We start from the raw sequence: 24,702 nt of genomic DNA on the forward strand, positions 1-24,702 counted from the left end.
TACCCTCGGCTAGGCCTTTTTTTAGCACCAAAATTCATGGTTTGGCCGAAATTTATTATTTGCACTACATAATATTAAGTTTTTACACATAAATTTTTCACAATATTACGTATAAGGTTGCTTGGATTAATTTCCCAGTTTTTGTAATTAAAATAATAAGCTGATATTTATGCTTTTTTTGGTTCTTATATTGTTGGGAATAATGGTTTGTCCTTTAGTGGATCTGTTTAAGATTTACCTTTAATGACCCGATATTACCCTTAACTCGAATATCCATATACTTGGTACTGTGTTTAAGCTTTTTTTGTAAAAGCAGCATATGAACTAGTGCACCCAACTTAAACCATTTGCCCTAAAATGTAGCTTTAAAACAAGGCGTTATGACATCAAAAAATAGTGCAAATGCGTATGCTTCTCATTTTTAATTGTTGAAAATCATAAACTTACTCAATTATCCGCTTTGAAAAAATTATAGCCTGCGTCATAATGATTCCAGTTTTGAGGAGAAACATCATGCGCGGCGATACCGAAGTCATTAATTACCTGAATATGCTGATTGGCGGCGAACTTGCTGCGCGTGACCAGTACCTGATTCATTCCCGGATGTATGAAGACTGGGGCCTGCATAAATTGTATGAACGGCTGGATCATGAATCCCAGGAAGAAGGCGGCCATGCCGATGCACTGATTCGCCGGGTACTGTTTCTGGATGGCACGCCGGATATGTCACGGGATAGCCTGAATATTGGCACCGATGTGATTTCCTGCCTTGAAGCCGACCTTGCGCTGGAGTACAAGGTGCGTAAGGATCTGGCCAAAGGCGTACAATTGTGTGAAGCCAAGGGCGATTATGTCAGCCGTGATATGCTGCGTGCGCAAATGGCCGACACTGAGGAAGACCATACCTACTGGCTGGAAAAACAACTGGGCCTGATCAAGAAAATTGGTTTGCCGAATTATTTACAGTCGCAGATGGGTGTATAAGTCAATTTGATCGTTAAATGACTTTAATTTATAAAAAAGCCCAGTTTAATTAGACTGGGCTTTTTAGTTCAATATCAAGAATTATTTCATGCTGGTATCGCGCTTTTGCTGACGCAGAAACCCACCACGGCGCGCAGGCAATGGGTTTTCCACCTGACGCTCAGCGCGACGCTTGGCCATGCCATACAGCCCAGTACCAACCCGTGGCTTAAGCTCGACAGTTTTTACCAGATTATCAATGTCATGCTTGTCCAGTTCCACCCAGCGCCCAGTACGCAACTCGCGCGGTAGAATCACCGAACCGTAGCGGGTACGCAGCAGACGGCTAACCTTTAGTCCCTGTGATTCAAACAGGCGACGTACTTCGCGGTTGCGGCCTTCTTTAACCACCACCTGATACCACCGGTTAATGCCCTCACCACCAATTTCACTAAACGATTCAAACTTGGCCGGGCCATCTTCCAGCTCAACACCGGCCAGCAGGTTTTTACGCGCCTCAGCAGTAACTTCACCCATCACACGCACTGCATACTCACGCTCCACTTCATTGGACGGATGCATCAGGCGGTTAGCCAGTTCGCCATCATTGGTAAACAGCAGCAGACCAGTACTGTTAATGTCCAGACGGCCCACCATCACCCAGCGGTCATTGGCAATTTGCGGCAGATGTTCAAACACCGTCGGGCGGCCTTCGGGATCATTGCGTGAACAGATTTCACCTTCAGGCTTGTAATACACCAGCACACGGCGGCGCACTTCATCTTCCAGCTGGAACTGAACCTTGCGGCCATCAATACGAAGCTCGTCACCCGGTTCAATGCGCTCACCCACCTGGGCAATGCGGCCATTGACGCTGACACGTCCGGCAGCAATGACTTCTTCCATATAGCGGCGTGACCCCAGACCAATTCTGGCCAGTACTTTTTGTAACTTTTCACTCATAGCAAACACAACCTTAATAAAAAAATCGCTTTAACCACGCTGGTGCATCTGTCTGGGCCTGTCACGATAAACTATCGTTAAAGGTATCCAGTACTTCCTTGACATCTTCTAGCGGTGGTAAAGCTTTTAATGACACGAGGCCAAAAGCATTTAAAAAATGTTTCGTGGTGACCAACAGGGCAGGCCGCCCCGGGATCTCACGAAAACCGGATTCGGTAATCCACTGACGGTCAAACAATGTTCTTAAAATCTGACTGTTCACGGATACACCACGAATATGTTCAATATCAGCACGGGTCACGGGCTGATGGTAGGCAATCACGGCCAGTGTTTCGAGCAGGGCGCTGGACAACCGCACCGGACGCTCGGGCCAGACTTTGGCAATCAGGCTGCTGTAATGCTCACGCACCTGAAAGCGATAACCCTGGGCCGTTTCAATTAGTTCAATGGCACGGTTGTTCTGGCGTGCAGCCAGCAGTTCCAGCCACTGTTTGATCTGTGCAGCACTAATACTGTCATCAAAGGCCTGCCTGAGCTGGGCGATATTAACCGGCCCTTCACTGGCAAAAATCAGGGCTTCCAGCCGCAGCAGGGCATCATCAATAATATTGACTGGATGATGCACGCCAGGCTGCAACAATGCTGGATGAGTGGGGTCGGTATCAGGCAGCATGGCTTCGCCGTCCTGTAACTGCCAGTGGCTGCTCAATCCCACAGCCACGGATTTCAAGCTCGCCTTGCCGCACCAGTTCCAGCACCGCCATAAAGGTCACCACAATGCCCATGTGACCTTGCGCCGGATTAATCAGCTGGTAAAACGACATCACCTCACCCTGCATGGCCATCTGACGGATAAAATCAATGCGTTCTTCCAGTTGTACGGGTTCTACTTCCACCTGATGGCTTTGCAGGCGCGGGCGCTTGAGCAGCAAGGTCATGGCCTGATGCAACAGGCTGGCATCAAATTGCTCATCATCCTGTGTGTAAATGGCAGCCACTGTGCTATTGGCATCAAACACATCGCGTTCCAGAATCTGGCAGGCACTCAGCCACAGGGCACCCTGCTTCACCTTGGCATAGTTTTGCAGGCGACTGAGCAAATCCTGACGCGGGTCATCTTCAGGTTTGGCAATCTGCGGTTTGGGTAACAGCAAACGTGACTTGATATCGGCCAACGACGCCGCCATCACCATATAATCAGCGGCCAGTTCAATATTGAGCGCTTTCATGCCCTGAATATAATGCAGGTACTGGGTAGCAATGGGCGCAATGTCCAGCGTTACCAGATTCAGGCCATTTTTATGAACAAGATAAAGTAAGAAATCCAGCGGCCCTTCGAAGTATTCCAGCAAAATCTGGAATGCCTCAGGCGGGATATACAGGTCATCCGGGATTTGGGAAAACCACTCATCATACATACGGGCAACCGTAGGCTGAGCAGGTTCACCAGCAATTTGTTGTTGGTTCATATAATTAGGCCACGCGAATTTATACAAAAGGCATGAAAAATAGTTACCATCATCTGAGCAATAACAGTGCGCAGAGCTGTCTACTTCACAAAATAATAAGCGCTACAAAAAAACTGTATTAAGCTTTTTCCAGTGAAAGTCAACAGGCGCGTTTAAATAGCACTTTCTATGCCAACTTCTTATATTTACAAAAATTGACAGTTTTGCGCTCGTAATGAGAGGATTGTACAGCAAAGCAACCGTTTAAGTGTGAACGATCAGTCAGTTTGCAAATTATCTTATTCTTTGAAAAATAACCTTCAGCCTGCTGGTAAAATCATTTTAGACAGGCTGAATGAGACGTATACAACCAGACAGAACAGTTTATTTAAAATTTTAATTATGCGAATGCGCTCACATTTCCCATGCCTTCACGTACTACAACCGGGTAATCACCTGACAAATCAATGATACTGGTCACGCCACGGCTACACACGCCCCCATCAATAAACAGCTCAATTTGCTTGCCCAGTTGCATTTCAATGTCGTAGGGGTCGTCAAATGGCAGGTCTTGTCCCGGTAAAATCAGGGTGCTGGTGAGCAGCGGTTCATTCAGTTCTTCGAGCAATGCCTGACAAATCAGGTTGGTTGGAATACGAATACCAATGGTTTTTTTCTTGGGATGCAACAGACGACGGGGCACTTCGCTGGTGGCTGGTAGAATAAAAGTACAAATACTGGGGGTGTTGGCCTTCAATAAACGGTAGGTACTGTTATCTACCTTGGCATAAGTGGCAATATCGGACAAATCCCGACACAAAATGGCATATTGGTGCTGCGCGGGTAAGCGACGGATTTGCCCAATTTTTTCCATTGCCGCCTTGTCACCGATATGACAGCCAATCGCATAACAGGCATCAGTAGGATAAACCGCCACATCACCGGCACGGATGCGGTCAACGGCCTGCTGAATCAGGCGTGGCTGCGGATTATCCGGATGAATACGTAAATGCAGCATGTTCATGTTCCTTGTTGTTCAATTAAAACACGCCCATGAAGTGGTGTGTTACCACCTTAGACTATGCTTATATTTAATCTAGGCTATTTTGATTGATTTCACTTTAAAAAATGTAAAATTAATGACGAATTTCTAAAGGATGGATAATCAGTATTATTAGATCTCTTGCATAAGTCTGGTTTCGACAAGCTCAACCGACGCTGCCTGAGCCTGTCGAAGGCGAGTTGGTACAACTTATGAAAGAAGTCTATTGCTGCATAAGCTACTCTGCGTTGATCAGCGTATAAAGAGGTCTACCATTCTCTGACGTCGAAGTAAGGCATTTTAGTGCTTGACCAAGCTGCATTGGGCTTTTGCTGCTGACAGGGAATAATAGTCAATCCTTTCTGTTATACTGGTGCAAGGTGGCATTAGACAATTTGGTTCTGCTATCCTGCCGCAAGCTGCTTAAACTGGCAGCATCAGTCCACTGGTCAGGCATTTGGGTGCCTGTCCTATGAAAATTTAGCAATAGCGTGTAAAATTATATCTTATTCTTTGACAGCGCTCTTACAACTTTGTAGAATTGCCGCCCTGTATGTGTTAGCAAATCATGTCAGCAAATCATTTTTCATCAAACGACAGCGCATCAAAGCACGTGTCATCAAGCGCGTCCCAGTTACCGTCTCGGATCGAGCCGTTTAAGTGGGCAGAGCAAGGCTATAACTGGGCCGGTCAGGTTCCATTAAGCCGTTTTGCACGTATTGCCAGTGAAGCAACTGTACCTGCGGGTCAGCCTGATACTGACGAGCTTATGGTAAACGTTGATTGTCGCCTGTATATGGATGACTATCAGCGTGTTGCATGGCTTGATGGGACACTGTCTGCCACAGTGCCGATGACATGCCAGCGTTGTCTGGAACCTGTTGAGGTTCCGGTGGCAACTCAGGTTCATCTGGCACTGCTGACCGATGAGAAACAGGCTTCACGCCTGGATGAGGATGCTGATTTTGTCATTCTCAGTGAAGAGCAGGTGGTTCATGGCGTAGATGACGTCCAGACCATTGACCTGATCGAATTGCTGGAAGACGAACTCTTATTGTCGGTGCCGATTTCACCACGCCATGACGCGTGTGAAAACCAGCATCAACCTGTGGTAGAGGATGAGCCAGAGCAGATCAAGCGTGATAATCCGTTTGAAGCACTGGCTAGTCTTAAAGGTAAACTGGATTCTTAACATTTTTAAGTCTCCGGCCCAGATTAAAGTTATTGCCTGATCTATTTGATCAATTGTTAAGGAGCCTCTCATGGCCGTTCAGCAAAACCGTAAAAGCCGTGCTCGCCGTGACATGCGCCGTTCGCACGATGCACTTATCGCCAACACTGTATCAGTTGATAAAACAACTGGTGAATCCCATCTGCGTCACCATGTGACCAAAGATGGTTTCTATCGTGGCCGTCAACTGTTTGCCACACCAGCAACAGAAGAATAATTGATTTAGGGTGCGCACTTTATGCCACCGTTGATCAACCGAGTGGGAGCTTAGGCTCCCATTTTTATTGACTTTTTATTGATGTTGACTTCAAGTCCTGATTTGGCTAACTACTGAATCGGGATAACAAGACAAGAGGTCTTAAGGAATCTTGCACATGACAGCGTCCATCAGTCTCCCGAAGCTTCAGGGACATACCGCATTTGTTTTTCCGGGGCAAGGCTCACAAAAGGCAGGCATGCTCGCTGAACTGGCCGAGCAGTTTAGCCTGATCCGGCACACTTTTGATGAAAGCAGTAATGCACTCGGTTTCGATGTCTGGCAGATCGCCCAGAGTGGCGAGCAACTGGATCAGACTGCCTATACCCAACCGGTATTGCTCACCGCCAGCATTGCGATTTGGCGTGTATGGCAGGAACTGGGCGGTGTCAAACCTGCTGTCCTGGCAGGTCATTCGCTGGGTGAATATAGCGCGCTGGTGGCAGCAGGCAGCTTGAGTCTTAGTGATGCCGTCAAGCTGGTGCATTTGCGCGGCCAGCTCATGCAGAATGCAGTGGCTGAAGGACAGGGCGCTATGGCTGCCTTGCTCGGCAAAACTGATGCCGAAGTAGAAGCCTTATGTGCACTGGTGAGCCAGCAAACGGGACAAGTGGTGGAAGCCGCCAATTACAATGCAGCCGGGCAGGTGGTTATTGCTGGCACGAAAGATGCGGTAATGCAAGCCATTGCACAGGCCAAAGAACAAGGCGCCAAGGCCATTGTGTTACCGGTGAGTGTACCTTCACACTGCGCGCTTATGCAGCCTGCGGCCGAAAAACTGGCTGAGGCACTGGCCAACACCTGCTTTAATGCACCGCTTATTCCGGTCGTACAGAATGTCAATGCCCAGATTGAAGCAGATGTCGACAGTATCAAAACTGCGCTCATTCAGCAATTGTATCGTCCGGTACGTTGGACGCAAAGTATGCAGATGCTGGCCAGTCTGGGCACTGAATATGTGGTGGAGTGTGGCGCAGGCAACGTGCTGGCCAATCTGGCCAAGCGCCTGCCCAGTGTAAAGGCGGCCTATGCCACCGATACGCGCACCCGGCTGGAAGATGCCTTGAGTGCGATTTCTCTGGCAGAAGGAAAACTGGCATGAGTACAGAAAATATAAACGGTAAAAAAGTGGCCTTGGTTACTGGCGCAACGCGTGGCATCGGTGCCGCGATTGCAAAGCAACTGATTCAGGATGGCCTGTTTGTGGTGGGAACCGCAACCACCACAGAAGGTGCTGCGCGGATTAGTGAGCAACTGGCGGGTCAGGGCGCGGGCATGCTGCTGGATGTGCGTGACAGTGCTGCCATTGACCAGTTAATCACGCAAATTGAAGCAGAATTCGGTTCGGTTGCTGTACTGGTCAACAATGCAGGCATTACCCGTGACAATTTGCTGCTGCGCATGAGCCATGATGACTGGAGCGATATTTTATCCATCCATTTGGGTGCTGTATTCCAGCTCTCCAAGCGTGTCCTGCGTGGCATGACCAAAATGCGCTTTGGCCGTATTGTCAGCGTTAGCTCGGTGGTGGCGCAAATGGGCAATGGCGGACAAGCCAACTATGCAGCCGCAAAGGCAGGCATGGAAGGTTTTAGCCGTAGTCTGGCCCGTGAAATGGGTAGCCGTAATATCACGGTCAACTGTGTGGCACCGGGTTTTATTGCCACCGACATGACAGAAGAACTCAGTGCAGAGGCCAAAGCCAAAATGCTGGCACAAATTGCAGTCAACCGTTTGGGTGCTCCAGAAGACATTGCCCATGCGGTAAGTTTTCTGGTCAGTGAAAATTCTGGTTACATAACTGGTACGGTTTTGCCGGTCAATGGCGGCTTATACATGCACTAAAAACCATTTTGGTTCTTTGTAATTGCGCGAGTTTAGTCTAAACTAGGCCGGTACATTTAATAACGCCACATGCATGAGGAGAATTCCTGTGAGCGATATCGAACAACGCATTAAAAAAGCTGTGGCTGAACAGCTCGGTATGCGTGCTGAAGACATCAAGAATGAAGCATCTTTTATGGACGATCTGGGTGCAGATTCATTGGACTTGGTAGAGCTGGTGATGTCATTTGAAAATGACTTCGGCATTACAATTCCTGATGAAGATTCCAATGCCATTACCACCGTTCAATCTGCCATTGATTATGTCAGTGCCAAGGTGGGCGAAGCCTGATCTACTGTAACAGGCTTGCATTAAAACCGCGCCAGTCGCGGTTTTTTGTTGACTGTATTTTGCCGCTTAATTCAAAGCAGACAAGAACATCGGTTGTTTTTCATTCTTTATGGCACAACTGATATTTTATTACCTGGTCTTTATGATGATGTAAATTTTGTAAAGCGCATTAAAACAACACTCTAATGACTACAACGTGACTTACACACACGATCAAATAAAAACTTCTAGGCTAGAAACTCATCAATTTTCTGAGACAGGCACACTAACCAGAATCATGGGAATTGTGCACAACAAGATGGAGAATAAACTATGGGTATTTTTAATTTTACCAAAGGCATTGGTGAAAAACTGACGGGTCATAAACAACAGCCCGCGCCTGCCGCCAATCCAAACACCACGCATCAGGCTGCACCATCTGCTGCACCTGCCGCCCCACATCAGGCCACACCGCGTCCGGCTGCGCCTGCTGAGCCTAATCCTCAGGTGATTGCCAATTTACTGTTAAACCGTATTAATGGCTTAGGATTGGGTATTGATGGTTTAAAAGTTCATTATGAAGGCAACACTGATACCGCCGAGATTAGTGGCACTGCCAAGACGCAGGCTGACCGTGAAAAGGTTATTCTGGCTGCAGGCAATGTGGATCATGTGGCCAAAGTCGTTGACCATATTCTGGTCAGTACGCCAGCGCCAGAGAGCAAGTTTTATACCGTAAAATCCGGTGATACACTGTCAAAAATTTCTCAGCAAGTATATGGCGATTCTGGTAAATACCAGAAAATCTTTGAAGCCAACCAGCCGCTGCTCAGCAGCCCCGACAAGATCTATCCGGGACAGGTACTGCGGATTCCTGCCTGATTGGCTACTAACTGGTAGCCACCTTTATAAAAAGTCCTGAATCATCAGGACTTTTTAATTATGAGGCTTAGGTTGAACAGACACCTGTTAGACTATCTGGCACGCCTGCACTATTGAAACCTATAATCCCTAAGCCATAAACAATCCTAAACTAAGCCAAACCCAGACTGCGCCAGATCCGTGGGTTCATTAGGCGCATGGTACGTTGTAAAATATGCTGCGCTTGCTGGCGGGTCAAGCGTTCATCATTCTGGGTTAATAACTGAAGCATGATGACGGCTTGGCGTTTAAGTGCTGTACTTGAAGTGTACTGGATTAATCGGCCCAGCATTAGCGGAATTTGGGCACGATGTAGGCCACTGGTGCTGTTTTCTAAGTGTTGAATCAATCGCCAGGCTGCTTTGTTAGCCAGTTTCTCACCAATAATTTCATTGATGACCCGTAACACGTCGGGTTGCTGATAACGGGTGTAATTCCTCTCAATACTACTAACCAAGTGCTGCTGCTGAGCCAGCCCAAGATTTAGCCAGTTATTGGACAAAAATACATATAGATCAAATGTATTTTTAGATTCAGTGGCTAGGGGATGAGCCAGTAACTCAAAAACAGCTTGAATAAGCTGGTTAAAATAAACGGGCTGGGTGTAATACTGAAATTCCAGTTGCTCTAATAACTGGGTAAATGCTTCTTGCTGCTGCAAGATAAACAGGTGAGAAAGTTGATGAAGCTGCTGCTCAAAACAATAAGAAGTTTCCATGATCAATGCAATCCGGTGATTGCGATAAGTGTGGAAATGACAGTTTAGCAAAATCAGCAATGAAGAAAAATTAAACAGCCTGCATTTTTAACTGCTGCTGTGTAAGCGCCCAGTCCACATGCACCTGTACCACTTCATCATGCTGGCTTTGTTGTAGCGCTGCAATAATCTGCGGGTCAAAGTCTGCATTACCCAAGCCAATCGCCACATTACGCATAAAACCCTGATAACCCGTGCGCCGGATAGCACTACCTTCGGTTTTGCTTAAAAATTCCTGCTCAGTCCATTGCCAGAGTTCCAGCAAGGTGGCCTGATTCAGGTGATGTCGTGCCTTGAAGTCATCTTCTCCGGAAAGCTGGGCAAAGCCATTCCATGGACAAATCAGCTGGCAATCATCGCAGCCAAATACCCGGTTGCCAATTGGCTTTCTAAATTCTTCGGGAATAATGCCCTGATACTCAATGGTCAGGTAGGCAATACATTTACGGGCATCCAGCCGGTAGGGGGCCACAATGGCCTTAGTCGGACAAATATCAAGGCAAGCCGAACAACTGCCGCAATGTGCAGTGGCAGGCTCATCAAAAGGTAAATCAAGGCTGGTAAACAGCTCGCCCAGAAAAAAGAATGAACCGGCTTTCTTGTTAATGAGCAGGGTATGCTTGCCTGTCCAGCCAAGGCCGCTTTTTTCAGCCAGCGCTTTTTCAAAAATGGGGGCAGAGTCGGCAAAAGGCCGCGATTCAAATGGGCCGACTTTTTCTTCAATGACACGTGCCAGTTGCTTGAGTCGGCCACGCAGCACTTTATGATAGTCGCGACCACGCGCATAGCGCGCAATAATGGCTTGGTTGGGTTCATGCGGTACATAGCGGTGTGGCGGTGCTTCAGCCAGATAATCCATACGCACACAAATAATGCTGCGGGTATCTGGCACCAGCAGGGCAGGATTGGCACGTTTATCCAGATTGGTAGCGAGATAATCCATATCGGCATGAAAGCCATCGGCAAGGTATTGCTGCAAATGTGGAATCTGGTCTTGCGTGTCTGGCCGTGCAATCCCGCAATCCGAAAAACCAAGCTGGCGCGCCTGTGCCTTGATCCACTCTTTTAACGCCTGTGGGTTTTGCCGTAATGTTTCATCCAGCACAGGAATAGTGGCCTTTTTGCTAGCCATGACAGCCCATCCATTGGTAATGGCAGAAGCAATGACAAGCGGCCTGAAAAAATGTCATGATCAAAATATTTAAAACCAATTAGCACAATGAACAGTAGCACAATGAAAAGGAGAGCTGCGCATGCGTCCAGAGGTGTTTAACCGTGAACAGGTGCAGGCTTGGGAGCAACGCTGGTTTGCTGCCGGAAACAGCAGCTATGGTCTCATGCAGCAGGCTGCATGGCAAATGATGCCGCATATTGTGCAATCTATCGACAGCCTAAAACAAGATCAGGTAGTTCAACATCAAACAAGCATTGGCGTGTATTGTGGGGCCGGCAACAATGGTGGCGATGGCTGGCTATTGGCAGCCTACTTAAAGCGGGCTGGATATGGCATCTGGGTGTATGAGGTAGAGCCGCCTATTACGGATATTGCCAAGCAGGCCAAAGCCTATGCGGTAGCACAACAAGTCAGGATTTTTTATGCCCTAAGTCAGCTCCCCCTTGCTGATATACACATTGATGCGTTGTTTGGTATTGGCTTAAATCGCAAGGTTAGTGGTGCATACCAGCTTGCCATTGAGCAGTTTAATCAGGGCAGTGGCTACAAGGTGGCGCTGGATATTCCCAGTGGTCTTGATGCCAATAGTGGCGCTGTGCTGGGCATAACCTGTGATGTGGATTTAAGCCTAAGTGTACTAGGCTTAAAGGTAGGCCTGCTTACCGGACAGGGGCCAGCCTATGCTGGCAAGGTCATTAACTTGCCACTGATTCCGCCAGATGATCAATTGCAGGTACTGGCGCGGCTGGATCAGCAAGTCCCGCAGTTGCCTAAGCGCCGCAAAACGGGTCATAAGGGAACTTATGGGCATGTGCTGATTATTGGTGGCGATGAAAACATGGGCGGTGCAGCGATTATGGCTGCTGAGGCTGCACTGGCTGGTGGCGCCGGTAAAGTGACCTTGCTGACTCATGAAAAACATCATAACGCTGCGCTTAGCCGTTGTCCCAATGTCATGACACTAGCCATGCCAGCGCAGGCACAAATTACAGCGGAATTTGCAGCGCAGGTAAGCCAATCTATCGACTGTATTGTGATTGGCATGGGATTGGGCCGGCATAATTGGGGAAAAGCCATCTGGCAGGCATTTTTACCTGTGCTTGAACAAGCTGAAGCAGTGCAACGTGTGGTTATTGATGCGGATGCACTGTGGCATTTATCAGCGGGGCATCTGGCCGATGAGCAGGCAATAAAAACTGGGTTACATCAGCACTGGTATTGTACGCCGCATTCTGGCGAGGCAGCCCGCCTGCTGGGAACAACGGTGCATACGGTAGAGCAGGACCGTATTGCAGCGATTTATGCCTTAAAGGAAAAATTTGATGGCAACTGGCTGTTAAAGGGCGCTGGCAGTTTAAGCCTTGATGGGCAGGGCTTAAGTATTTGCGGCTTGGGTAATCCCGGAATGGCTACGGCAGGTATGGGCGACATTCTGGGGGGCATGGCAGGTGGATTACTGGCACAGTTACCCGATTTGCCACTGCATGAGATTGTGGCCCTGCATGCAGCAGCCGGAGATATTCTGGCAAAACAGGGCGAACGTGGCTTGCAGGCGACTGATATGCTGCAAGTCATTAGGCAGGTGGTGAATTAACAGTAGCTAGAGTATCTATGGGCGTATGGTTAAGATTTGAGTTACTGTGCCAATCGGGCCATGCTGATCATGCAAAATAGTACAGTTTACTCCCAGCCCATTATTGCCAAAAGATACACTGGTATCAAACCCCAGCCATTCTCCGGTGGGCATGGAAAACAGGTGTACGGTGACATCCAGGTTGGGAAAAGCGATTTCATGGGGGTTGGCACGTACTGTCATGCCATTGGGAATATCGAACAGGCAAGCGGCTTGCGCCAGCGCACTAACTTGTTCATCCTCTAGCACAGGCTGTTTTGCCTTTCCCCAATATGCTGCACGCCCGGGTTGATGCTGGACACGGCGTATTTCTATACTTTTAATAAAATCACCAGCCCAGATCGTGCTGGGTTCCCAGATTGGCATTTGATCCAGAGGGGGAATAGGGAGTAGAGATGTGCCCGCAAGATTATGAGTATTATGTGGTTTAATTAACCAGGCTCTTGCGCGTAGTGCAGGTCGTTGATTGTGATAAACCGTGCCTTCAATCAGTTCAATTGTACGGCCAGAACGTAGCGTTTGTATTTCTATGGAAATAGGTTCAAGCGGAAGAGTTCCTAAAATATCAAAAGACAATCGTCCAATGACAAAGCCATGAGCTCGCTTGGTGCAATCACATTCCAGCATATGCGTGAGCAGTCCAACCACAGGGGCAATATGTTGCTCCTTGACATTCCATGCACCACCCGTATGCGCAGTGGGTAAAAAAGTAGTTTCATCTAAACGTTTAAAATAAGCCATGGTTCTATATCACTCATTATCACTTTTTAAAATTATAGTTGTGGAATATGATGATGACAGGATTCTAAAAGGCTTATCTATAGTCTGATCGGGCCATGACCAAAAAAGTTTCAGTCGTAATTTATGAGGGCTGTTGGGCCACCGGAATCTTCTCTGTTGTGGATTTTTTCCGAATTGTCGCTTTACTGGAAAAACAGTTGGGCCTGCCACCACGTTACAAGGTGAGATTACTATCAGTAAATGGGATGCCAATACAGGCAGCCGGGGGACATCTCATTCATCCAGATGGAAGTCTATATGATGAAACAAATGCTCAATTACTGGTAATTCCTGCAATTGAGGGAACTTATCTGAATGACCAGTTTATACCAGAACCTGGAATTATTGCTTGGTTACAGGCAGGAAGGTCACGAGGGGCTCATGTACTGGCCTTAACCACAGGTGCGTGTTTTCTGGCCGCAGCAGGACTGGCCACACAATGCTTGGTCACTACGCATTGGGCTTATATGCGCTGGTTAACCCAACGCTACCCTAATGTACAATTTGTAGCAAACAGGAATTTCCTGCAATCAGAAGGGATATGGTCTACAGGCTCTTTGGATGGTAGTTTTGATGCATTACTGACCATGCTGGCACAAGAGTGTGGTGACCATTTTGCGCAATGGTGTGCTACCTACCTGTTGATCTCTGATCCCAGCCGCATGAATCCGATTTTACCGACTTACCGTAATCATTGTGATGAAAAAATTTTAAGGGTACAGGAGTGGATAGAATCCCGCTATGCGCAGGCCATAACTATTGAGCAGATGGGGGAGGAGGTTGGGTTGGCACCCCGTACCTTAAAGCGACGATTCCAGCAGGCGCTTCAGCTTTCACCTAATCTTTATGTACAAAAAGTAAGAATTGATAAAGCCAAAAAATTATTGTTAACCACGACTATGGCAGTGAATGAAATTGCCTATTCGGTAGGCTATGCAAATACCAGCTTCTTTATACGGTTATTTAAACTACATACCAGCCAAACACCAGCACAATGGCGCAAAATTGGGATGATGGCACAAACTTAACGCCGCCTCACCCCACGGCTTCGACCACGTGCCATACCACTGCCAATCAGGTTCATCACAGCCAGCCGGTTAAGGCTGCCCGATGTGTGTGCATGGCAAATGGCACAAGCCAGCGCATCAGCAGCATCAGCTTGCGGCTTGATACTCAGGCTTAGCAAGCGCATTACCATCATTTGCACTTGTTCCTTGTCAGCCGCGCCATAACCCACGACTGATTGCTTGATCTGGCGTGCGGTATATTCAGCCACACTTAAATCCTGATTCACCAATGCAGTAATTGCTGCACCACGCGCTTGTCCCAACTTTAGTGCAGAATCCGGGTTTTGTGCCATAAACACTTGCTCGACGGCAGCTTCAGTAGGTTTATAAAAATCCACGATCCGGCTAATACCGTCAAAAATCCGTTTGAGGCGTTCCGGCATGTCCATGGTTTCAGTACGAATGGTGCCTGCATCTACAAACAGCAGCTTGGAGCCTTCTTTTTCGACAATGCCATAACCTGTCAGGCGCGAGCCCGGGTCAATCCCGATAATTAATGGCATGACGATCCTTTAAAAAACTTAATTCGCCCTTATTTTTACACAGATTGCTGAAGAATTGCTGCACTAATCTGCTAAGGTTTGCAATAAAGCGCACCCCAGTTGTTTCTATATTGGAAGAAAAACATGTTAAACCCTATATTAATTTTACTTGCTGGCATTGTGCTTGAGGTTCTGGCCTGGATTGGCGCTGCCCAGTTCGTCAGTGGCTGGTGGATTTTCTTCTGGACAGTTATTGCCTTTGTATGGGGCTTAAGTATTTTGCGCAGCAGTGTTGGTGGCATCATGCCGCAATTGCAGCAAATGCAAATGACAGGTCAGCTCAGTGGTGAACCCCAGGTACAGCAAAGTCTGCCCAAGGCACTGGCTGGATTTTTATTGCTGCTACCGGGCCTGGTTAGTGATGTACTGGCCCTGTTGATTTTGATTCCAGCCGTACAAAACATCGTGCGCAAGGCCTTAACCAATATCATGATGAAGCGCCAGAATGCCATGATGCAAAACATGATGAAGGGCATGGGTGGCATGAGCACAGGTGGTTTTGGAGGTAGTAATACCAGTGGACAGCCGGATATGATGGCCGAGCTGATGCGCCGTATGCAGGAAATGCAGGGACAGGGCGCATCTTCTGGTAAGTCGCAGTCTGGTCAGGCACATCGTCCTACTGTGATTGACGGTGAAGCCCGTCATGTAAACCCGGATGTGAAAAAAATAAAGCCTGCCAATGATTAATCAGCAGGCCAAAACTTAAAAAATAACGTAAGTCAGTCTTTTAACCTTCAGGGCAAGGATGCCGGATGGTGTAGCGCTTTAATTATTCTTCAGCATCTGCATTTGGATCATAAATCAAAATAGCCTTGCCTTCGGTTTCAATCATGCCCTGTTCCTCAAGGGACTTGAGCACGCGCCCAACCATTTCCCGAGAGCAACCCACCAGACGGCCAATCTCCTGACGGGTAATACGAATCTGGCGGCCATTGGGCAAAATCATGGCTTCAGGTTGTGCGGCTAGATCCAGCAGACAGCGTGCAATGCGGCCAGTCACATCGATGAAGGCCAAATCGGTGACCTTGCGCGTGGTATTGCGCAGGCGACGTACTAACTGGGCAAACACCGCATAGCTTAAGTCAGGATAAATCTTGGCCAGTTCATGAAAAGTTTCATAGCTGATTTCTGCAATTTCACACATGGCACGGGTGCGAACTTCAGCAGAGCGCTGGGACTTTTCTTCAAACAGGCCCATTTCACCAAAGAAGTCACCGGCGTTCAAATACGCCACCACAATTTCACGTTCCTCATCTTCTTCAATGATGATGGAAACAGAGCCTTTTAAGATTAAATAAAGCGAAGAAGATTCGGCACCCGCCTGCACAATCGTGGTGCGGTTTGGATAGCGCCGGATTTGTGCATGTTTCAGCAGCATTTTCAGCGAGGCTGGCAGCTGCATGGGTGAAAAGACATCGGTGCTTAACGAAGAGTTGGAAGACGCATACATATTTTAAATTCCCAAAAGTTGACGCCTCAAACCATTACCGTCATGCAGTGTTGACTAAAAAGTTGATTTGCTGGCACCAATACTGAATATCATCCATGCAGTATTTATGCTAGGGTAGAGGCAAGCCCTAACTTTAAAACCTTTACGCAGGAGTTGCAATGCACGCCAGTGTCCGTTGGCTTGAAAATGTTGCTTTTGAAGCCAAATCTGCTAGTGGTCATCCCATTATTATGGATGGCTCACCCGAATATGGTGGTGAAAACCGTGGCGCACGTCCCATGGAGCTTATCTTAATGGGTCTTGGTGGCTGTGCCTCGTTTGATATTGTAACCATTCTCAAAAAAGCGCGTCAGGATATTACCGATGTGCGTTGTGAATTGCAGGCAGAGCGGGCAGATAGCATTCCGGCAGTGTTTACCAAGATTCACCTACACTTTGTGGTATCCGGACGCAAGGTAAAGCCGAATCAGGTTGAAAAAGCCGTGCATTTGTCTGCAGAAAAATATTGTTCTGCCAGCAAAATGCTGATGGATGGTGGTGTTGAAATTACCCATGACTTTGAAGTCATCGAAGCTGAGTAATTTTTCACAGTTTTAGCTGATAGCGTGTATAGACAAACCTGTCTGGTTTGTGGTTTTACTGCCTGATGCCATAAAAGTAATAAATTCGTGTATTCATTTAAAGGCTGCCTGTGATCAAGCAGCCTTTTATTTTTAATTATTAAAAACTTTTAAAAACGGCGTGGAATACGCTGACCTTGAGCATGCGGCATATCTGCACGTTTTAACGCGCCATGCAGCCACAATTCTCCTTGTTGCACGGCATCCTTTAGCAAAATACCTTGAGCTAGCCGCCCGGCAATATAACTGGCCAGACTGCAACCAGAGCCATGAAATTCGGCTTCCAGCCGTTGCCAGCGTGATTCTGCTACGCATTCGCCGTTCACATAGAGCCAATGCCGGATTCGGTGCGGTTCATGTTCGTGTGCGCCTTTCACTAACAATGCGTTGGCTCCCAGATCAAACATGACTTTGACTGCCTCAGCAATCTGGTTTTGGCCCGTTAACGCGCGTAGCTCCACGGTATTGGGGGTGATCAGGCTGGCTTTAGGAATCAGGTTCTTAAAGGCATTAACCAGTGTTGCTATATCACCCAGGCTGCCACCACTATTGGCTACCAGTACTGGATCAAGCACATATGGGATATTTGGCTTGTCCTGTAAAAATTCAGCCAGCATGGCAATATTATCAGTGGTTCCCAGCATACCGGATTTAAAGGCTTTAACAGGCAGGTCGTTATATACGGCATTGGCTTGCTGCAATAATAAATCGCTAGACGTGGCTTCAAAGCCATAAACCTGCTGTGAATCCTGTACCGTAATGGCCGTGCAGGCAATTGCTGCATGCGCGCCACTTTGACCAATGGCTTCAATATCGGCTTGCAAGCCTGCGCCACCAGAAGGATCAAGGCCGGAAAAACATAAAACGGTAGGGCGCATTTGAAGCTGACTCATGTTAGATCGTCCAGTTTTTCAGAATACCATTTCCGCTATTTTTTTTAGGGAAATAGCATCATCATTAAGATGGTTTTTATTTTATAGTGCTAAAACAGGAAATAGCTGTGTTAAATACAAATTTCTATAGAGAGGTTTATTGGATTGAGTGAGTGCGCCCAAAACTGGCCGATTAAAGCCATTTTACTGGATCTGGATGGCACATTAACTGATCCCAAGATTGGGATTACTTCATGCATCCGACATGCCTTAGACGGCTTGAATATTGCAGAAGTACCTGACGATCTGGACTGGTGCATTGGGCCACCTCTGATTAGTTCATTTGAAACCCTAATCAATAGCAATGATGCCACGCGACTAAATCAGGCAATGCGGTTGTACCGTGAGCGGTTTTCTACCATTGGAATGTATGAAAACAGCATGTACCCTGAGATTACGCAGGGATTGCAGCAGCTACAACAGGCAGGCTTTCAGCTTTATCTGGCAACATCCAAGCCGCAGGTTTATGCAAAGCAGATCCTGGAGCATTTTCAGCTTGATCAGTTTTTTAATGAAATTTATGGCAGCGAACTTACTGGCGAGCGTAACGATTAAACAGAACTCATTGAGTATATTCTGGCTCAGGAAAAATTAGCGCCTGAGCAGTGTGTGATGGTGGGTGACCGTAAATACGATATTATCGGGGCGAAGAATAATGGAATTTGCAGTATAGCCATTACTTATGGCTATGGTAGTCAGGCAGAGCTGGCTGTGGCCTCTCCAGATTATATGTTTGACCAGTTCAATGGGCTGGTCGATTTTTTAACTTCCGATATTGGCTGCTGATATGCTTTGGGAAGAATTTAAAATGTATGAAGACTATAAGAATATATTAAATGGATATAGAGGAGAATTTGATATGTACTGGTCAGATTTTGGGATAATCAGTGCGATCAGCATTTTAAAAGATTTTAATAGTCGGGATTGGCAGCTACTAATAAATAACATTCAGTTTCAATCTGAAAACTGGCAGGTGGCCTGTGTGGAAACACTTAGTGAAATTGAGTATTCAGAGTTTATTTTTCATATAATTGAAATTTTATTAAACACGGATAAAAGACGGATTAAAATTGCTCTCCTTGATACAGTAAATTCCTGGTTAACCCAAAAGTCAACTCTTCCTGAAGAATTTTTAGGAATGCTAAAAGTCAGAATTAATACTATGCATGATTTTGATAAGTTAGAACAAATACTGATAGCAAACTTAAATGTCAAACTGTAGTAAAAGACTTTTTATATAATGTGTAAATATGAACCTCATACTCACATGTGATGATATTTTGTCTAATGAGAATGTCCCATTAAATACCTTTATAAATATAGAGGCATTTTTAGTGATTACTCGTGACTGTTTTTTAGCTCCTGCTCAGAATTTTAGTGAATATAACCGCTTTATTCAGGTTTGTTATCCCCGATTAGAATATATATTGGATGAGCTGGTTTGAGGATGGGTAGGGGGCCCAGCAACTTATAATGATAAAGTACTTATATCGGGTGTACTGACTATAGGTCCCACTAGATCATATCCATTTAGTTTGACAGATATCAGTAGTCTTCATTTATTCAGGGAAAACGAAAATTTCATTATTCTTGAACAAACACATTAAAACCCCGGTTTCACTACAACTAAAATAATAATAGCAATTAACGCCACTGTAGGCACTTCATTAAAGAAACGCCAGAATACATGGGTCTTGTAGTGCGGATTTCCAATCAGTTTTTTACGGTAATGCCCACACAGCAAATGGTAAATCACTAAAAATAGTACTAGTGCAATCTTGATATAAAACCACAATGCATCATGATAATGCCGGTAAGGATCACCAATACTCACCAGAAAATGGCCAGTAATTAAGGTGCCCAGCATGGCTGGCCACATAATACCGCGATACAGCTTACGCTCCATCACTTCAAAGCGCTGGTGGCTAACCGTATCATCACTCATGGCATGGTAAACAAACAGGCGCGGCAAATAGAACAATGCGGCAAACCAGCAAATAATTGCAATGATGTGTAGCGCCTTGACCCACAAAAAGCTTTGCGGCATTACCAGTGTTTCCAGAGCCATATCAATCTTCCCAGCGCTTGAGAATCAGGCTGGCATTGGTTCCGCCAAAACCAAAGCTATTACTCATCACAGTATTGAGTTTGGCTGGACGTGCCTGCTGCACAATGTCAAATTCTGCTGCTTCTGGATCAAGCTCAGCAATATTAATGGATGGTGCAATAAATTGTTCCTGCATCATCAGCAGACAGTAAATTGCTTCTTGCACACCGGCTGCACCCAGACTATGCCCAGTCATGGATTTGGTGGAACTAATGGCCGGGCAATGTTCGCCAAACACTTCCTTGATCGCTTTAAGCTCGGCAGTATCGCCAATGGGTGTGCTGGTGCCATGCGTATTGATATAATCAATTTTCTCAACACCATGCTGGCGCGCTTCATCCAGCGCCATACGCATGCAGCGCACTGCACCTTCGCCACTGGGGGCTACCATGTCATAGCCATCGCTGCTGGCTCCATAGCCCACCAGTTCTGCCAGAATCCGGGCACCACGTTTCTGGGCATGTTCCAGCGACTCAACCACCACCACACCGCCGCCACCCGCAATCACAAATCCGTCACGATCTACCGAATACGGGCGCGATGCCGTTTCGGGCTGGTCATTAAAATGGGTACTCATAGCCCCCATGCCATCAAATAAAATGGACTGGGTCCAGTGATCTTCCTCACCACCGCCAGCCAGCATCAAATCCTGTTTACCCAGTTGAATCAGCTGAGCGGCATAGCCAATAGCATCGGCAGAAGTGGCACAGGCCGAGGAAATACTGTGGCTAACCCCTTGCAGTTTTAAACCCAGACCAATAGCTGCCGTAATGGTATTACTCATATTACGGGGCACTAATGTTGCACCGAGCTTGCGCGCGCCCTTTTCACGCAACACATCCGCCGCTTCAACAATAGTTGCTGTGGACGCACCACCCGTACCGGCAATGACGCCATAACGCGGATTTTGTCCCACATCTTCAGGCTTAAGCCCTGCATCTTCAATCGCTGCCAGCGCTGATAGATATGCAAAAGCCGAAGCATCGCCCATAAAGCGTTTGAGCTTGCGGTCAATTTTAGTGAAGTCAGCCACAGCCGAGGCACTGACCTGACTTCGCATGCCCAGCTCGGCATACTTTTCATTAAAACGTGTACCGGAAATACCGTGTTTGAGAGAATGCGTAACCGTTTGACGATCATTTCCTAAGCAAGAATAAATACCTAATCCAGTGATGACAACACGAGTCATATTTCTAATCCCAAGGGTAAATGATAGAAGTCAACGCGCAGGGCAGTGAGCGGTAGTACATTAGTGTACAGGTACACGCGGGCTATCATACAAAAACCTGTGCGATAAACCAAAAGTGTTTATAAAGCACAAGCATTTGCATAGTAACGGCACTGTAATAACACAGCAATAACGTATCTTGCACAGAATACGACACAAACACTATGGCGCAGGGTTGCGATGCAAATAAACTCCTTGTTATTGTGGTTTCAATCAAAACAAGTGTTTAGAAAGTACTTGGTTTAAAACCACTGCAACGAGGAAATGCATTATGACTGTTTCAGTTAATAGTGCGCAGACCAAACAATCTTCGCCTGATTTTAAAGATGGCTTTGCGCAAAATTTACCAACATCAATGGCCAAGGCTTCACCTGATCTGTTCGACAGCCTGCGTGCACGCAGCAAAAGTTTATCAGATATGGGACAAAACTTATTAAAGCAACTGGCTAAAAATTCAGTTAGCCGTTTAACCGAAATTCCTGAAGCAAATAGTGTGATTAATATGACTACCGATAACCAAACTCCAAGTAATAGTTCTTCTACCCTTAAAGCACCCAACCGTGCCAACCAGTTATTCCGCCAGCAATTGCCCGGCATTACCAAACAAGTTCTGGGCAAGCGCTTTAATACCGTAAATAAACTGGCCAATCTGGTTATGCCAGCAGGCAGTTTTGACAAGGTCTCTGACCAGATTCTGGAATTGCTGGCTGATTTTGCATCTACCGTTAGTGCTAGTGATCATATTATTGATGAGGCCGGTGTAAAAACCCTGGCAGAGCTACAGGACGATACCGCGCGCTCTGGTCGTCTGGCTCGCGCCTTAAATGAAAAAAACCGTTATATCGGTATGGCTCAAGGCGCTATTAGCGGTGCAACAGGTGTAGCTGGCGCGGCGGCTGATATTCCACTATCCATGATTCTGGCTTTGCGTACAGTGTATTTAACTGGCCGTGCCTATGGTTTTGAGTTAAACCAGCCTGAAGATCGTGCCATGATTTTTGAGGCACTGTCCAATGCTGACCTAAGCCTGATTACCGAAAAACAGGCCATTCTCATTGGCCTCAATAGTGTTAGCGGTATGCTGGGAACAGGCAACATTCAGGGCTTACAAGCCATGTTGGGATCAACCAATGATTTCGAGCCATTGTTCAAATTATTGTCTGACTCCAATGGTCAGTTAAAATGGCGCATTAGTGCTGCCTTGCTGGATAAAGTAACCCCAGTCATTGGTGGCGCAGTTGGTGCAATTTATACCAGTCGCCTGCTCAAAGAAGTGAGTGAGAGTGCCAAACAGGTATTTGAGCATGCGCGCCAGCAAAGTGCTGGTCAGGGAATTAGCCAGAATACCAGTCAGCAAGCAGTCAGCCAGCAGCCTTTAAAAATTGAAGACAAACTGCCGAATCCTGAAACGCCAGCCAGTCAGGAAGAGCAAGCTGCACAAAAAGAAGCTCAGGAAGCACTGCTGCACAATCAGGATATTGCCAAAGTAGAAGTGAGCACCCGCAGCGAACATGATGCCCAGCAGGTGGATGAAGCCACCAAGGATGAGCAGATCCATGACCAGTTAAGTGCGCTGGCTGATGCAATGATTGACGATAATGCTGATAACCAAGCCAGTCAGGGTGATGATTCTAGTCAGGACAGCAAAGGCCCTAATGCGTCAGCACAGGAAGGCGATTCTGATGCCTCTGCTGAAGACAGCACAGCACAGGATACAGCACCTAAGAAAACTACCCGCACCAGCAAGGCCAAATCAGCTGCTGATACTGATGAAAGCACTGCCAAGGCAAGCACAGCGCAAGATACTAACAGCAAGGCAGACGGCAAAGCTGATTCTGCCAAGCCGGCGCGTCGTTCTACCCGTAAAACGGGTAACTCGGCAGCCAGCAGTACAGCAACAGCTGACAATGTGCAGGCCAGTGCCAATACTAAACACTAAGTTAGATGTAACAGGACATTATTGCTAGTCATGGTACATTAATTCCTAGCGTATCTCAGGCTTAATCTCCAAGACGCCCGATTCACTACTACCTGAATCGGGCGTCTTTTTTATACCTGTTCTTACAGCCTAATTTGCCTCTGTTTTTATCATCCGGAGGGGCTTGATCTAGTGCAAAAAGCCCCCATTTTATGGGCTTGCTCAGGGATGTTCAAAGGAAGACTGGCCAGGAAGCCAGAGAGGATGGGCGGGAAATCCTATAGTGATGAAATCTTGACCCTCACCCGCTTATCCTCTACAATTTGATGCCCTCAAAAAGGGGTAAAGCCTTTTTGGGGTTTTTTGTTTACGGGAGAGAGTGCCTTATGGCAACAACGAATCAATTGATCCGCAAGGGTCGCAGCACTTTGGTTGAAAAGTCCAAAGTTCCTGCACTGAAAGCGTGTCCACAGCGCCGTGGCGTTTGTACACGTGTTTATACCACTACCCCTAAAAAGCCAAACTCTGCAATGCGCAAAGTTTGCCGTGTACGTTTGACTTCAGGCTTTGAAGTATCAAGCTACATCGGTGGTGAAGGCCATAACCTGCAAGAGCACAGCGTGGTGTTAATCCGTGGCGGTCGTGTTAAAGACCTGCCAGGTGTACGTTATCACACCGTTCGTGGTTCTTTAGACTGTGCCGGTGTTAAAAACCGTAGCCAGAGTCGTTCTAAGTACGGTGCAAAACGTCCTAAGAAATAAGACTTCTGTCTTAAAAAATTAACACCGTTTATGCTTGAGACTCACAGGAGTTTTTAGCCTAGCGGCGTTGAAAAGTAAGGCCAGCGTACAGTACAGATGACACTCGTACAATCTGCTGGATCACCCTGAAGTGTCATAAAAGGTTGTTATCATGCCAAGACGTCGCGTCGTCGCCGCCCGTGAAATTCTGCCGGATCCAAAATTCGGTAGCCAAACCATCGCCAAGTTCATGAACCATGTCATGCAAGATGGTAAAAAATCTGTTGCTGAAGGAATCGTTTACGGTGCCCTTGAGCGTGTACAGGAAAAAGCAAAAGTTGAACCTGTTGAGTTTTTCGAAACTACGCTAGAAAAAGTTCGCCCAATGGTTGAAGTTAAGGCTCGCCGTGTTGGTGGTGCTACTTATCAGGTGCCTATGGAAGTACGCCCCTCCCGTCGTACCGCCCTGGCTATGCGCTGGTTGGTAGATGCTGCTGTTAAGCGTTCCGAAAAAACCATGGCACTGCGTCTGGCTGGCGAATTGCTGGACGCTGCTGAAGGTAAAGGCGCTGCCATCAAGAAGCGTGAAGATGTGCATCGCATGGCAGAAGCCAACAAAGCCTTCTCGCACTACCGCTTCTAAGCGGGCAAAACAGGTCGTTGTTGAACAAACAATCAGGAGAAGAATGATGCGTATTGCTGCCCGTTTTAATATTGCGCTCCTAGCGAGCGGGGGATTTGCCGGCATTTAAGGCAAACGCACTTCTTTTTA

Annotated in this window: 26 protein-coding genes and 2 pseudogenes; 16 read left to right on the plus strand and 12 right to left on the minus strand. The window is 47.0% G+C overall.

Annotation, left to right across the window (positions count from 1 at the left end):
• Positions 1-513 precede the first annotated feature (513 nt).
• The gene (gene bfr / locus E2B99_RS04745) at positions 514-984 is read left to right on the plus strand and encodes a bacterioferritin (RefSeq protein ID WP_134243815.1); all 471 of its coding nucleotides are present in this window, start codon (positions 514-516) and stop codon (positions 982-984) included.
• 96 nt (positions 985-1,080) lie between these two features.
• Here the strand turns inward: bfr and rluB are convergent.
• The 4 genes and pseudogenes from rluB to E2B99_RS04765 all read right to left on the minus strand — a co-directional run.
• Positions 1,081-1,926 (minus strand): annotated as a pseudogene (gene rluB, locus E2B99_RS04750) (23S rRNA pseudouridine(2605) synthase RluB); the annotation flags it as partial.
• A gap of 61 nt (positions 1,927-1,987) precedes the next feature.
• Positions 1,988-2,599, minus strand: coding sequence for an SMC-Scp complex subunit ScpB (scpB, locus tag E2B99_RS04755; protein ID WP_134243872.1), 612 nt, complete (start codon positions 2,597-2,599; stop codon positions 1,988-1,990).
• The gene (locus E2B99_RS04760) at positions 2,589-3,395 is read right to left on the minus strand and encodes a segregation and condensation protein A (RefSeq protein WP_134243816.1); all 807 of its coding nucleotides are present in this window, start codon (positions 3,393-3,395) and stop codon (positions 2,589-2,591) included. Before E2B99_RS04760 ends, scpB begins: the two co-directional genes overlap by 11 nt.
• Positions 3,396-3,774: 379 nt before the next feature.
• Complete coding sequence (locus tag E2B99_RS04765) at positions 3,775-4,392, minus strand: L-threonylcarbamoyladenylate synthase (RefSeq protein ID WP_134243817.1); 618 nt, start codon at positions 4,390-4,392, stop codon at positions 3,775-3,777.
• A 592-nt stretch (positions 4,393-4,984) separates the two neighbouring features.
• Here E2B99_RS04765 and E2B99_RS04770 point away from each other — a divergent pair.
• From E2B99_RS04770 to lysM, 6 genes are all read left to right on the plus strand, one after another.
• Positions 4,985-5,608, plus strand: coding sequence for a YceD family protein (locus E2B99_RS04770; RefSeq protein WP_134243818.1), 624 nt, complete (start codon positions 4,985-4,987; stop codon positions 5,606-5,608).
• A gap of 70 nt (positions 5,609-5,678) precedes the next feature.
• On the plus strand, positions 5,679-5,864 hold the full coding sequence (gene rpmF, locus E2B99_RS04775) for a 50S ribosomal protein L32 (RefSeq protein ID WP_026472066.1): 186 nt from the start codon (positions 5,679-5,681) through the stop codon (positions 5,862-5,864).
• Between the two features lie 157 nt (positions 5,865-6,021).
• Entirely contained in the window at positions 6,022-7,005 is a 984-nt protein-coding gene (gene fabD, locus E2B99_RS04780) for an ACP S-malonyltransferase (RefSeq protein WP_134243819.1), read from the plus strand.
• Positions 7,002-7,748, plus strand: a complete 747-nt coding sequence (gene fabG / locus E2B99_RS04785; protein ID WP_134243820.1) for a 3-oxoacyl-ACP reductase FabG — start codon at positions 7,002-7,004, stop codon at positions 7,746-7,748. Before fabD ends, fabG begins: the two co-directional genes overlap by 4 nt.
• A gap of 88 nt (positions 7,749-7,836) precedes the next feature.
• Positions 7,837-8,079, plus strand: coding sequence for an acyl carrier protein (acpP, locus tag E2B99_RS04790; protein WP_026472069.1), 243 nt, complete (start codon positions 7,837-7,839; stop codon positions 8,077-8,079).
• A gap of 312 nt (positions 8,080-8,391) precedes the next feature.
• Positions 8,392-8,940 carry a peptidoglycan-binding protein LysM gene (lysM, locus tag E2B99_RS04795; RefSeq protein ID WP_134243821.1) on the plus strand — a complete coding sequence of 183 codons (549 nt, stop codon included), beginning with the start codon at positions 8,392-8,394 and terminating at the stop codon, positions 8,938-8,940.
• Between the two features lie 151 nt (positions 8,941-9,091).
• On the opposite strand, the gene E2B99_RS04800 is transcribed toward lysM, so the two are convergent.
• Positions 9,092-9,697 (minus strand): hypothetical protein, encoded by a 606-nt coding sequence (locus tag E2B99_RS04800; RefSeq protein ID WP_134243822.1) that lies wholly within the window; start codon positions 9,695-9,697, stop codon positions 9,092-9,094.
• Between the two features lie 70 nt (positions 9,698-9,767).
• Entirely contained in the window at positions 9,768-10,868 is a 1,101-nt protein-coding gene (queG, locus tag E2B99_RS04805) for a tRNA epoxyqueuosine(34) reductase QueG (protein ID WP_134243823.1), read from the minus strand.
• A gap of 121 nt (positions 10,869-10,989) precedes the next feature.
• On the opposite strand from queG, the gene E2B99_RS04810 reads away from it, so the two are divergent.
• Entirely contained in the window at positions 10,990-12,504 is a 1,515-nt protein-coding gene (locus tag E2B99_RS04810; RefSeq protein ID WP_134243824.1) for an NAD(P)H-hydrate dehydratase, read from the plus strand.
• Positions 12,505-12,519: 15 nt separating this feature from the next.
• Here E2B99_RS04810 and E2B99_RS04815 read toward each other — a convergent pair whose 3' ends face one another.
• Positions 12,520-13,284, minus strand: coding sequence for a thioesterase family protein (locus E2B99_RS04815; protein WP_134243825.1), 765 nt, complete (start codon positions 13,282-13,284; stop codon positions 12,520-12,522).
• Between the two features lie 95 nt (positions 13,285-13,379).
• Between E2B99_RS04815 and E2B99_RS04820 the strand changes: the two genes are divergently transcribed.
• On the plus strand, positions 13,380-14,351 hold the full coding sequence (locus tag E2B99_RS04820; RefSeq protein ID WP_134243826.1) for a GlxA family transcriptional regulator: 972 nt from the start codon (positions 13,380-13,382) through the stop codon (positions 14,349-14,351).
• Here E2B99_RS04820 and ruvC read toward each other — a convergent pair.
• A complete protein-coding gene (gene ruvC, locus E2B99_RS04825) occupies positions 14,348-14,893 on the minus strand; it encodes a crossover junction endodeoxyribonuclease RuvC (protein WP_026472074.1) in 546 nt (181 codons plus the stop codon). The two genes, E2B99_RS04820 and ruvC, sit on opposite strands and share 4 nt — an antisense overlap.
• 123 nt (positions 14,894-15,016) lie before the next feature.
• Here ruvC and E2B99_RS04830 point away from each other — a divergent pair, with 123 nt between their 5' ends.
• A complete protein-coding gene (locus tag E2B99_RS04830) occupies positions 15,017-15,622 on the plus strand; it encodes an FxsA family protein (protein WP_134243827.1) in 606 nt (201 codons plus the stop codon).
• 82 nt (positions 15,623-15,704) lie between these two features.
• On the opposite strand, the gene crp is transcribed toward E2B99_RS04830, so the two are convergent.
• A complete protein-coding gene (gene crp / locus E2B99_RS04835) occupies positions 15,705-16,385 on the minus strand; it encodes a cAMP-activated global transcriptional regulator CRP (protein WP_134243828.1) in 681 nt (226 codons plus the stop codon).
• Between the two features lie 158 nt (positions 16,386-16,543).
• On the opposite strand from crp, the gene E2B99_RS04840 reads away from it, so the two are divergent.
• Complete coding sequence (locus E2B99_RS04840; RefSeq protein ID WP_134243829.1) at positions 16,544-16,966, plus strand: OsmC family protein; 423 nt, start codon at positions 16,544-16,546, stop codon at positions 16,964-16,966.
• Between the two features lie 149 nt (positions 16,967-17,115).
• Here the strand turns inward: E2B99_RS04840 and E2B99_RS04845 are convergent, their stop codons facing one another.
• Positions 17,116-17,883 carry a hydroxymethylpyrimidine/phosphomethylpyrimidine kinase gene (locus E2B99_RS04845; RefSeq protein ID WP_134243873.1) on the minus strand — a complete coding sequence of 256 codons (768 nt, stop codon included), beginning with the start codon at positions 17,881-17,883 and terminating at the stop codon, positions 17,116-17,118.
• Positions 17,884-18,069: 186 nt separating this feature from the next.
• Between E2B99_RS04845 and E2B99_RS04850 the strand changes: the two are divergent.
• Positions 18,070-18,723, plus strand: a pseudogene (locus tag E2B99_RS04850) (HAD-IA family hydrolase).
• A 1-nt stretch (position 18,724) separates the two neighbouring features.
• The gene (locus E2B99_RS04855) at positions 18,725-19,159 is read left to right on the plus strand and encodes a hypothetical protein (protein WP_134243830.1); all 435 of its coding nucleotides are present in this window, start codon (positions 18,725-18,727) and stop codon (positions 19,157-19,159) included.
• A gap of 381 nt (positions 19,160-19,540) precedes the next feature.
• Here the strand turns inward: E2B99_RS04855 and hemJ are convergent, their stop codons facing one another.
• A complete protein-coding gene (gene hemJ, locus E2B99_RS04860; RefSeq protein WP_134243874.1) occupies positions 19,541-19,984 on the minus strand; it encodes a protoporphyrinogen oxidase HemJ in 444 nt (147 codons plus the stop codon).
• A gap of 22 nt (positions 19,985-20,006) precedes the next feature.
• Positions 20,007-21,233 (minus strand): beta-ketoacyl-ACP synthase II, encoded by a 1,227-nt coding sequence (locus E2B99_RS04865; RefSeq protein ID WP_134243831.1) that lies wholly within the window; start codon positions 21,231-21,233, stop codon positions 20,007-20,009.
• Between the two features lie 310 nt (positions 21,234-21,543).
• Between E2B99_RS04865 and E2B99_RS04870 the strand changes: the two genes are divergently transcribed.
• From E2B99_RS04870 to rpsG, 3 genes are all read left to right on the plus strand, one after another.
• The gene (locus E2B99_RS04870) at positions 21,544-23,211 is read left to right on the plus strand and encodes an EcsC family protein (protein WP_134243832.1); all 1,668 of its coding nucleotides are present in this window, start codon (positions 21,544-21,546) and stop codon (positions 23,209-23,211) included.
• A gap of 365 nt (positions 23,212-23,576) precedes the next feature.
• Complete coding sequence (gene rpsL / locus E2B99_RS04875) at positions 23,577-23,951, plus strand: 30S ribosomal protein S12 (RefSeq protein WP_026472082.1); 375 nt, start codon at positions 23,577-23,579, stop codon at positions 23,949-23,951.
• A gap of 151 nt (positions 23,952-24,102) precedes the next feature.
• On the plus strand, positions 24,103-24,573 hold the full coding sequence (gene rpsG / locus E2B99_RS04880) for a 30S ribosomal protein S7 (RefSeq protein ID WP_026472083.1): 471 nt from the start codon (positions 24,103-24,105) through the stop codon (positions 24,571-24,573).
• The last annotated feature ends 129 nt before the right edge of the window (positions 24,574-24,702 follow it).

Origin of the sequence: Alkanindiges illinoisensis, assembly GCF_004377485.1 — a bacterium.
In the GTDB taxonomy this organism is placed as follows: Bacteria; Pseudomonadota; Gammaproteobacteria; order Pseudomonadales; family Moraxellaceae; genus Alkanindiges; species Alkanindiges illinoisensis_A.

Coding starts and splice junctions, on each gene's coding strand:
- bfr (WP_134243815.1), top strand. CDS start 514: ATGCGCGGCGATACCGAAGTCATTAATTACCTGAATATGCTGATTGGC.
- scpB (WP_134243872.1), bottom strand. CDS start 2,599: ATGCTGCCTGATACCGACCCCACTCATCCAGCATTGTTGCAGCCTGGC.
- E2B99_RS04760 (WP_134243816.1), bottom strand. CDS start 3,395: ATGAACCAACAACAAATTGCTGGTGAACCTGCTCAGCCTACGGTTGCC.
- E2B99_RS04765 (WP_134243817.1), bottom strand. CDS start 4,392: ATGCTGCATTTACGTATTCATCCGGATAATCCGCAGCCACGCCTGATT.
- E2B99_RS04770 (WP_134243818.1), top strand. CDS start 4,985: ATGTCAGCAAATCATTTTTCATCAAACGACAGCGCATCAAAGCACGTG.
- rpmF (WP_026472066.1), top strand. CDS start 5,679: ATGGCCGTTCAGCAAAACCGTAAAAGCCGTGCTCGCCGTGACATGCGC.
- fabD (WP_134243819.1), top strand. CDS start 6,022: ATGACAGCGTCCATCAGTCTCCCGAAGCTTCAGGGACATACCGCATTT.
- fabG (WP_134243820.1), top strand. CDS start 7,002: ATGAGTACAGAAAATATAAACGGTAAAAAAGTGGCCTTGGTTACTGGC.
- lysM (WP_134243821.1), top strand. CDS start 8,392: ATGGGTATTTTTAATTTTACCAAAGGCATTGGTGAAAAACTGACGGGT.
- E2B99_RS04800 (WP_134243822.1), bottom strand. CDS start 9,697: ATGGAAACTTCTTATTGTTTTGAGCAGCAGCTTCATCAACTTTCTCAC.
- queG (WP_134243823.1), bottom strand. CDS start 10,868: ATGGCTAGCAAAAAGGCCACTATTCCTGTGCTGGATGAAACATTACGG.
- E2B99_RS04810 (WP_134243824.1), top strand. CDS start 10,990: ATGCGTCCAGAGGTGTTTAACCGTGAACAGGTGCAGGCTTGGGAGCAA.
- E2B99_RS04815 (WP_134243825.1), bottom strand. CDS start 13,284: ATGGCTTATTTTAAACGTTTAGATGAAACTACTTTTTTACCCACTGCG.
- E2B99_RS04820 (WP_134243826.1), top strand. CDS start 13,380: ATGACCAAAAAAGTTTCAGTCGTAATTTATGAGGGCTGTTGGGCCACC.
- ruvC (WP_026472074.1), bottom strand. CDS start 14,893: ATGCCATTAATTATCGGGATTGACCCGGGCTCGCGCCTGACAGGTTAT.
- E2B99_RS04830 (WP_134243827.1), top strand. CDS start 15,017: ATGTTAAACCCTATATTAATTTTACTTGCTGGCATTGTGCTTGAGGTT.
- crp (WP_134243828.1), bottom strand. CDS start 16,385: ATGTATGCGTCTTCCAACTCTTCGTTAAGCACCGATGTCTTTTCACCC.
- E2B99_RS04840 (WP_134243829.1), top strand. CDS start 16,544: ATGCACGCCAGTGTCCGTTGGCTTGAAAATGTTGCTTTTGAAGCCAAA.
- E2B99_RS04845 (WP_134243873.1), bottom strand. CDS start 17,883: ATGCGCCCTACCGTTTTATGTTTTTCCGGCCTTGATCCTTCTGGTGGC.
- E2B99_RS04855 (WP_134243830.1), top strand. CDS start 18,725: ATGCTTTGGGAAGAATTTAAAATGTATGAAGACTATAAGAATATATTA.
- hemJ (WP_134243874.1), bottom strand. CDS start 19,984: ATGCCGCAAAGCTTTTTGTGGGTCAAGGCGCTACACATCATTGCAATT.
- E2B99_RS04865 (WP_134243831.1), bottom strand. CDS start 21,233: ATGACTCGTGTTGTCATCACTGGATTAGGTATTTATTCTTGCTTAGGA.
- E2B99_RS04870 (WP_134243832.1), top strand. CDS start 21,544: ATGACTGTTTCAGTTAATAGTGCGCAGACCAAACAATCTTCGCCTGAT.
- rpsL (WP_026472082.1), top strand. CDS start 23,577: ATGGCAACAACGAATCAATTGATCCGCAAGGGTCGCAGCACTTTGGTT.
- rpsG (WP_026472083.1), top strand. CDS start 24,103: ATGCCAAGACGTCGCGTCGTCGCCGCCCGTGAAATTCTGCCGGATCCA.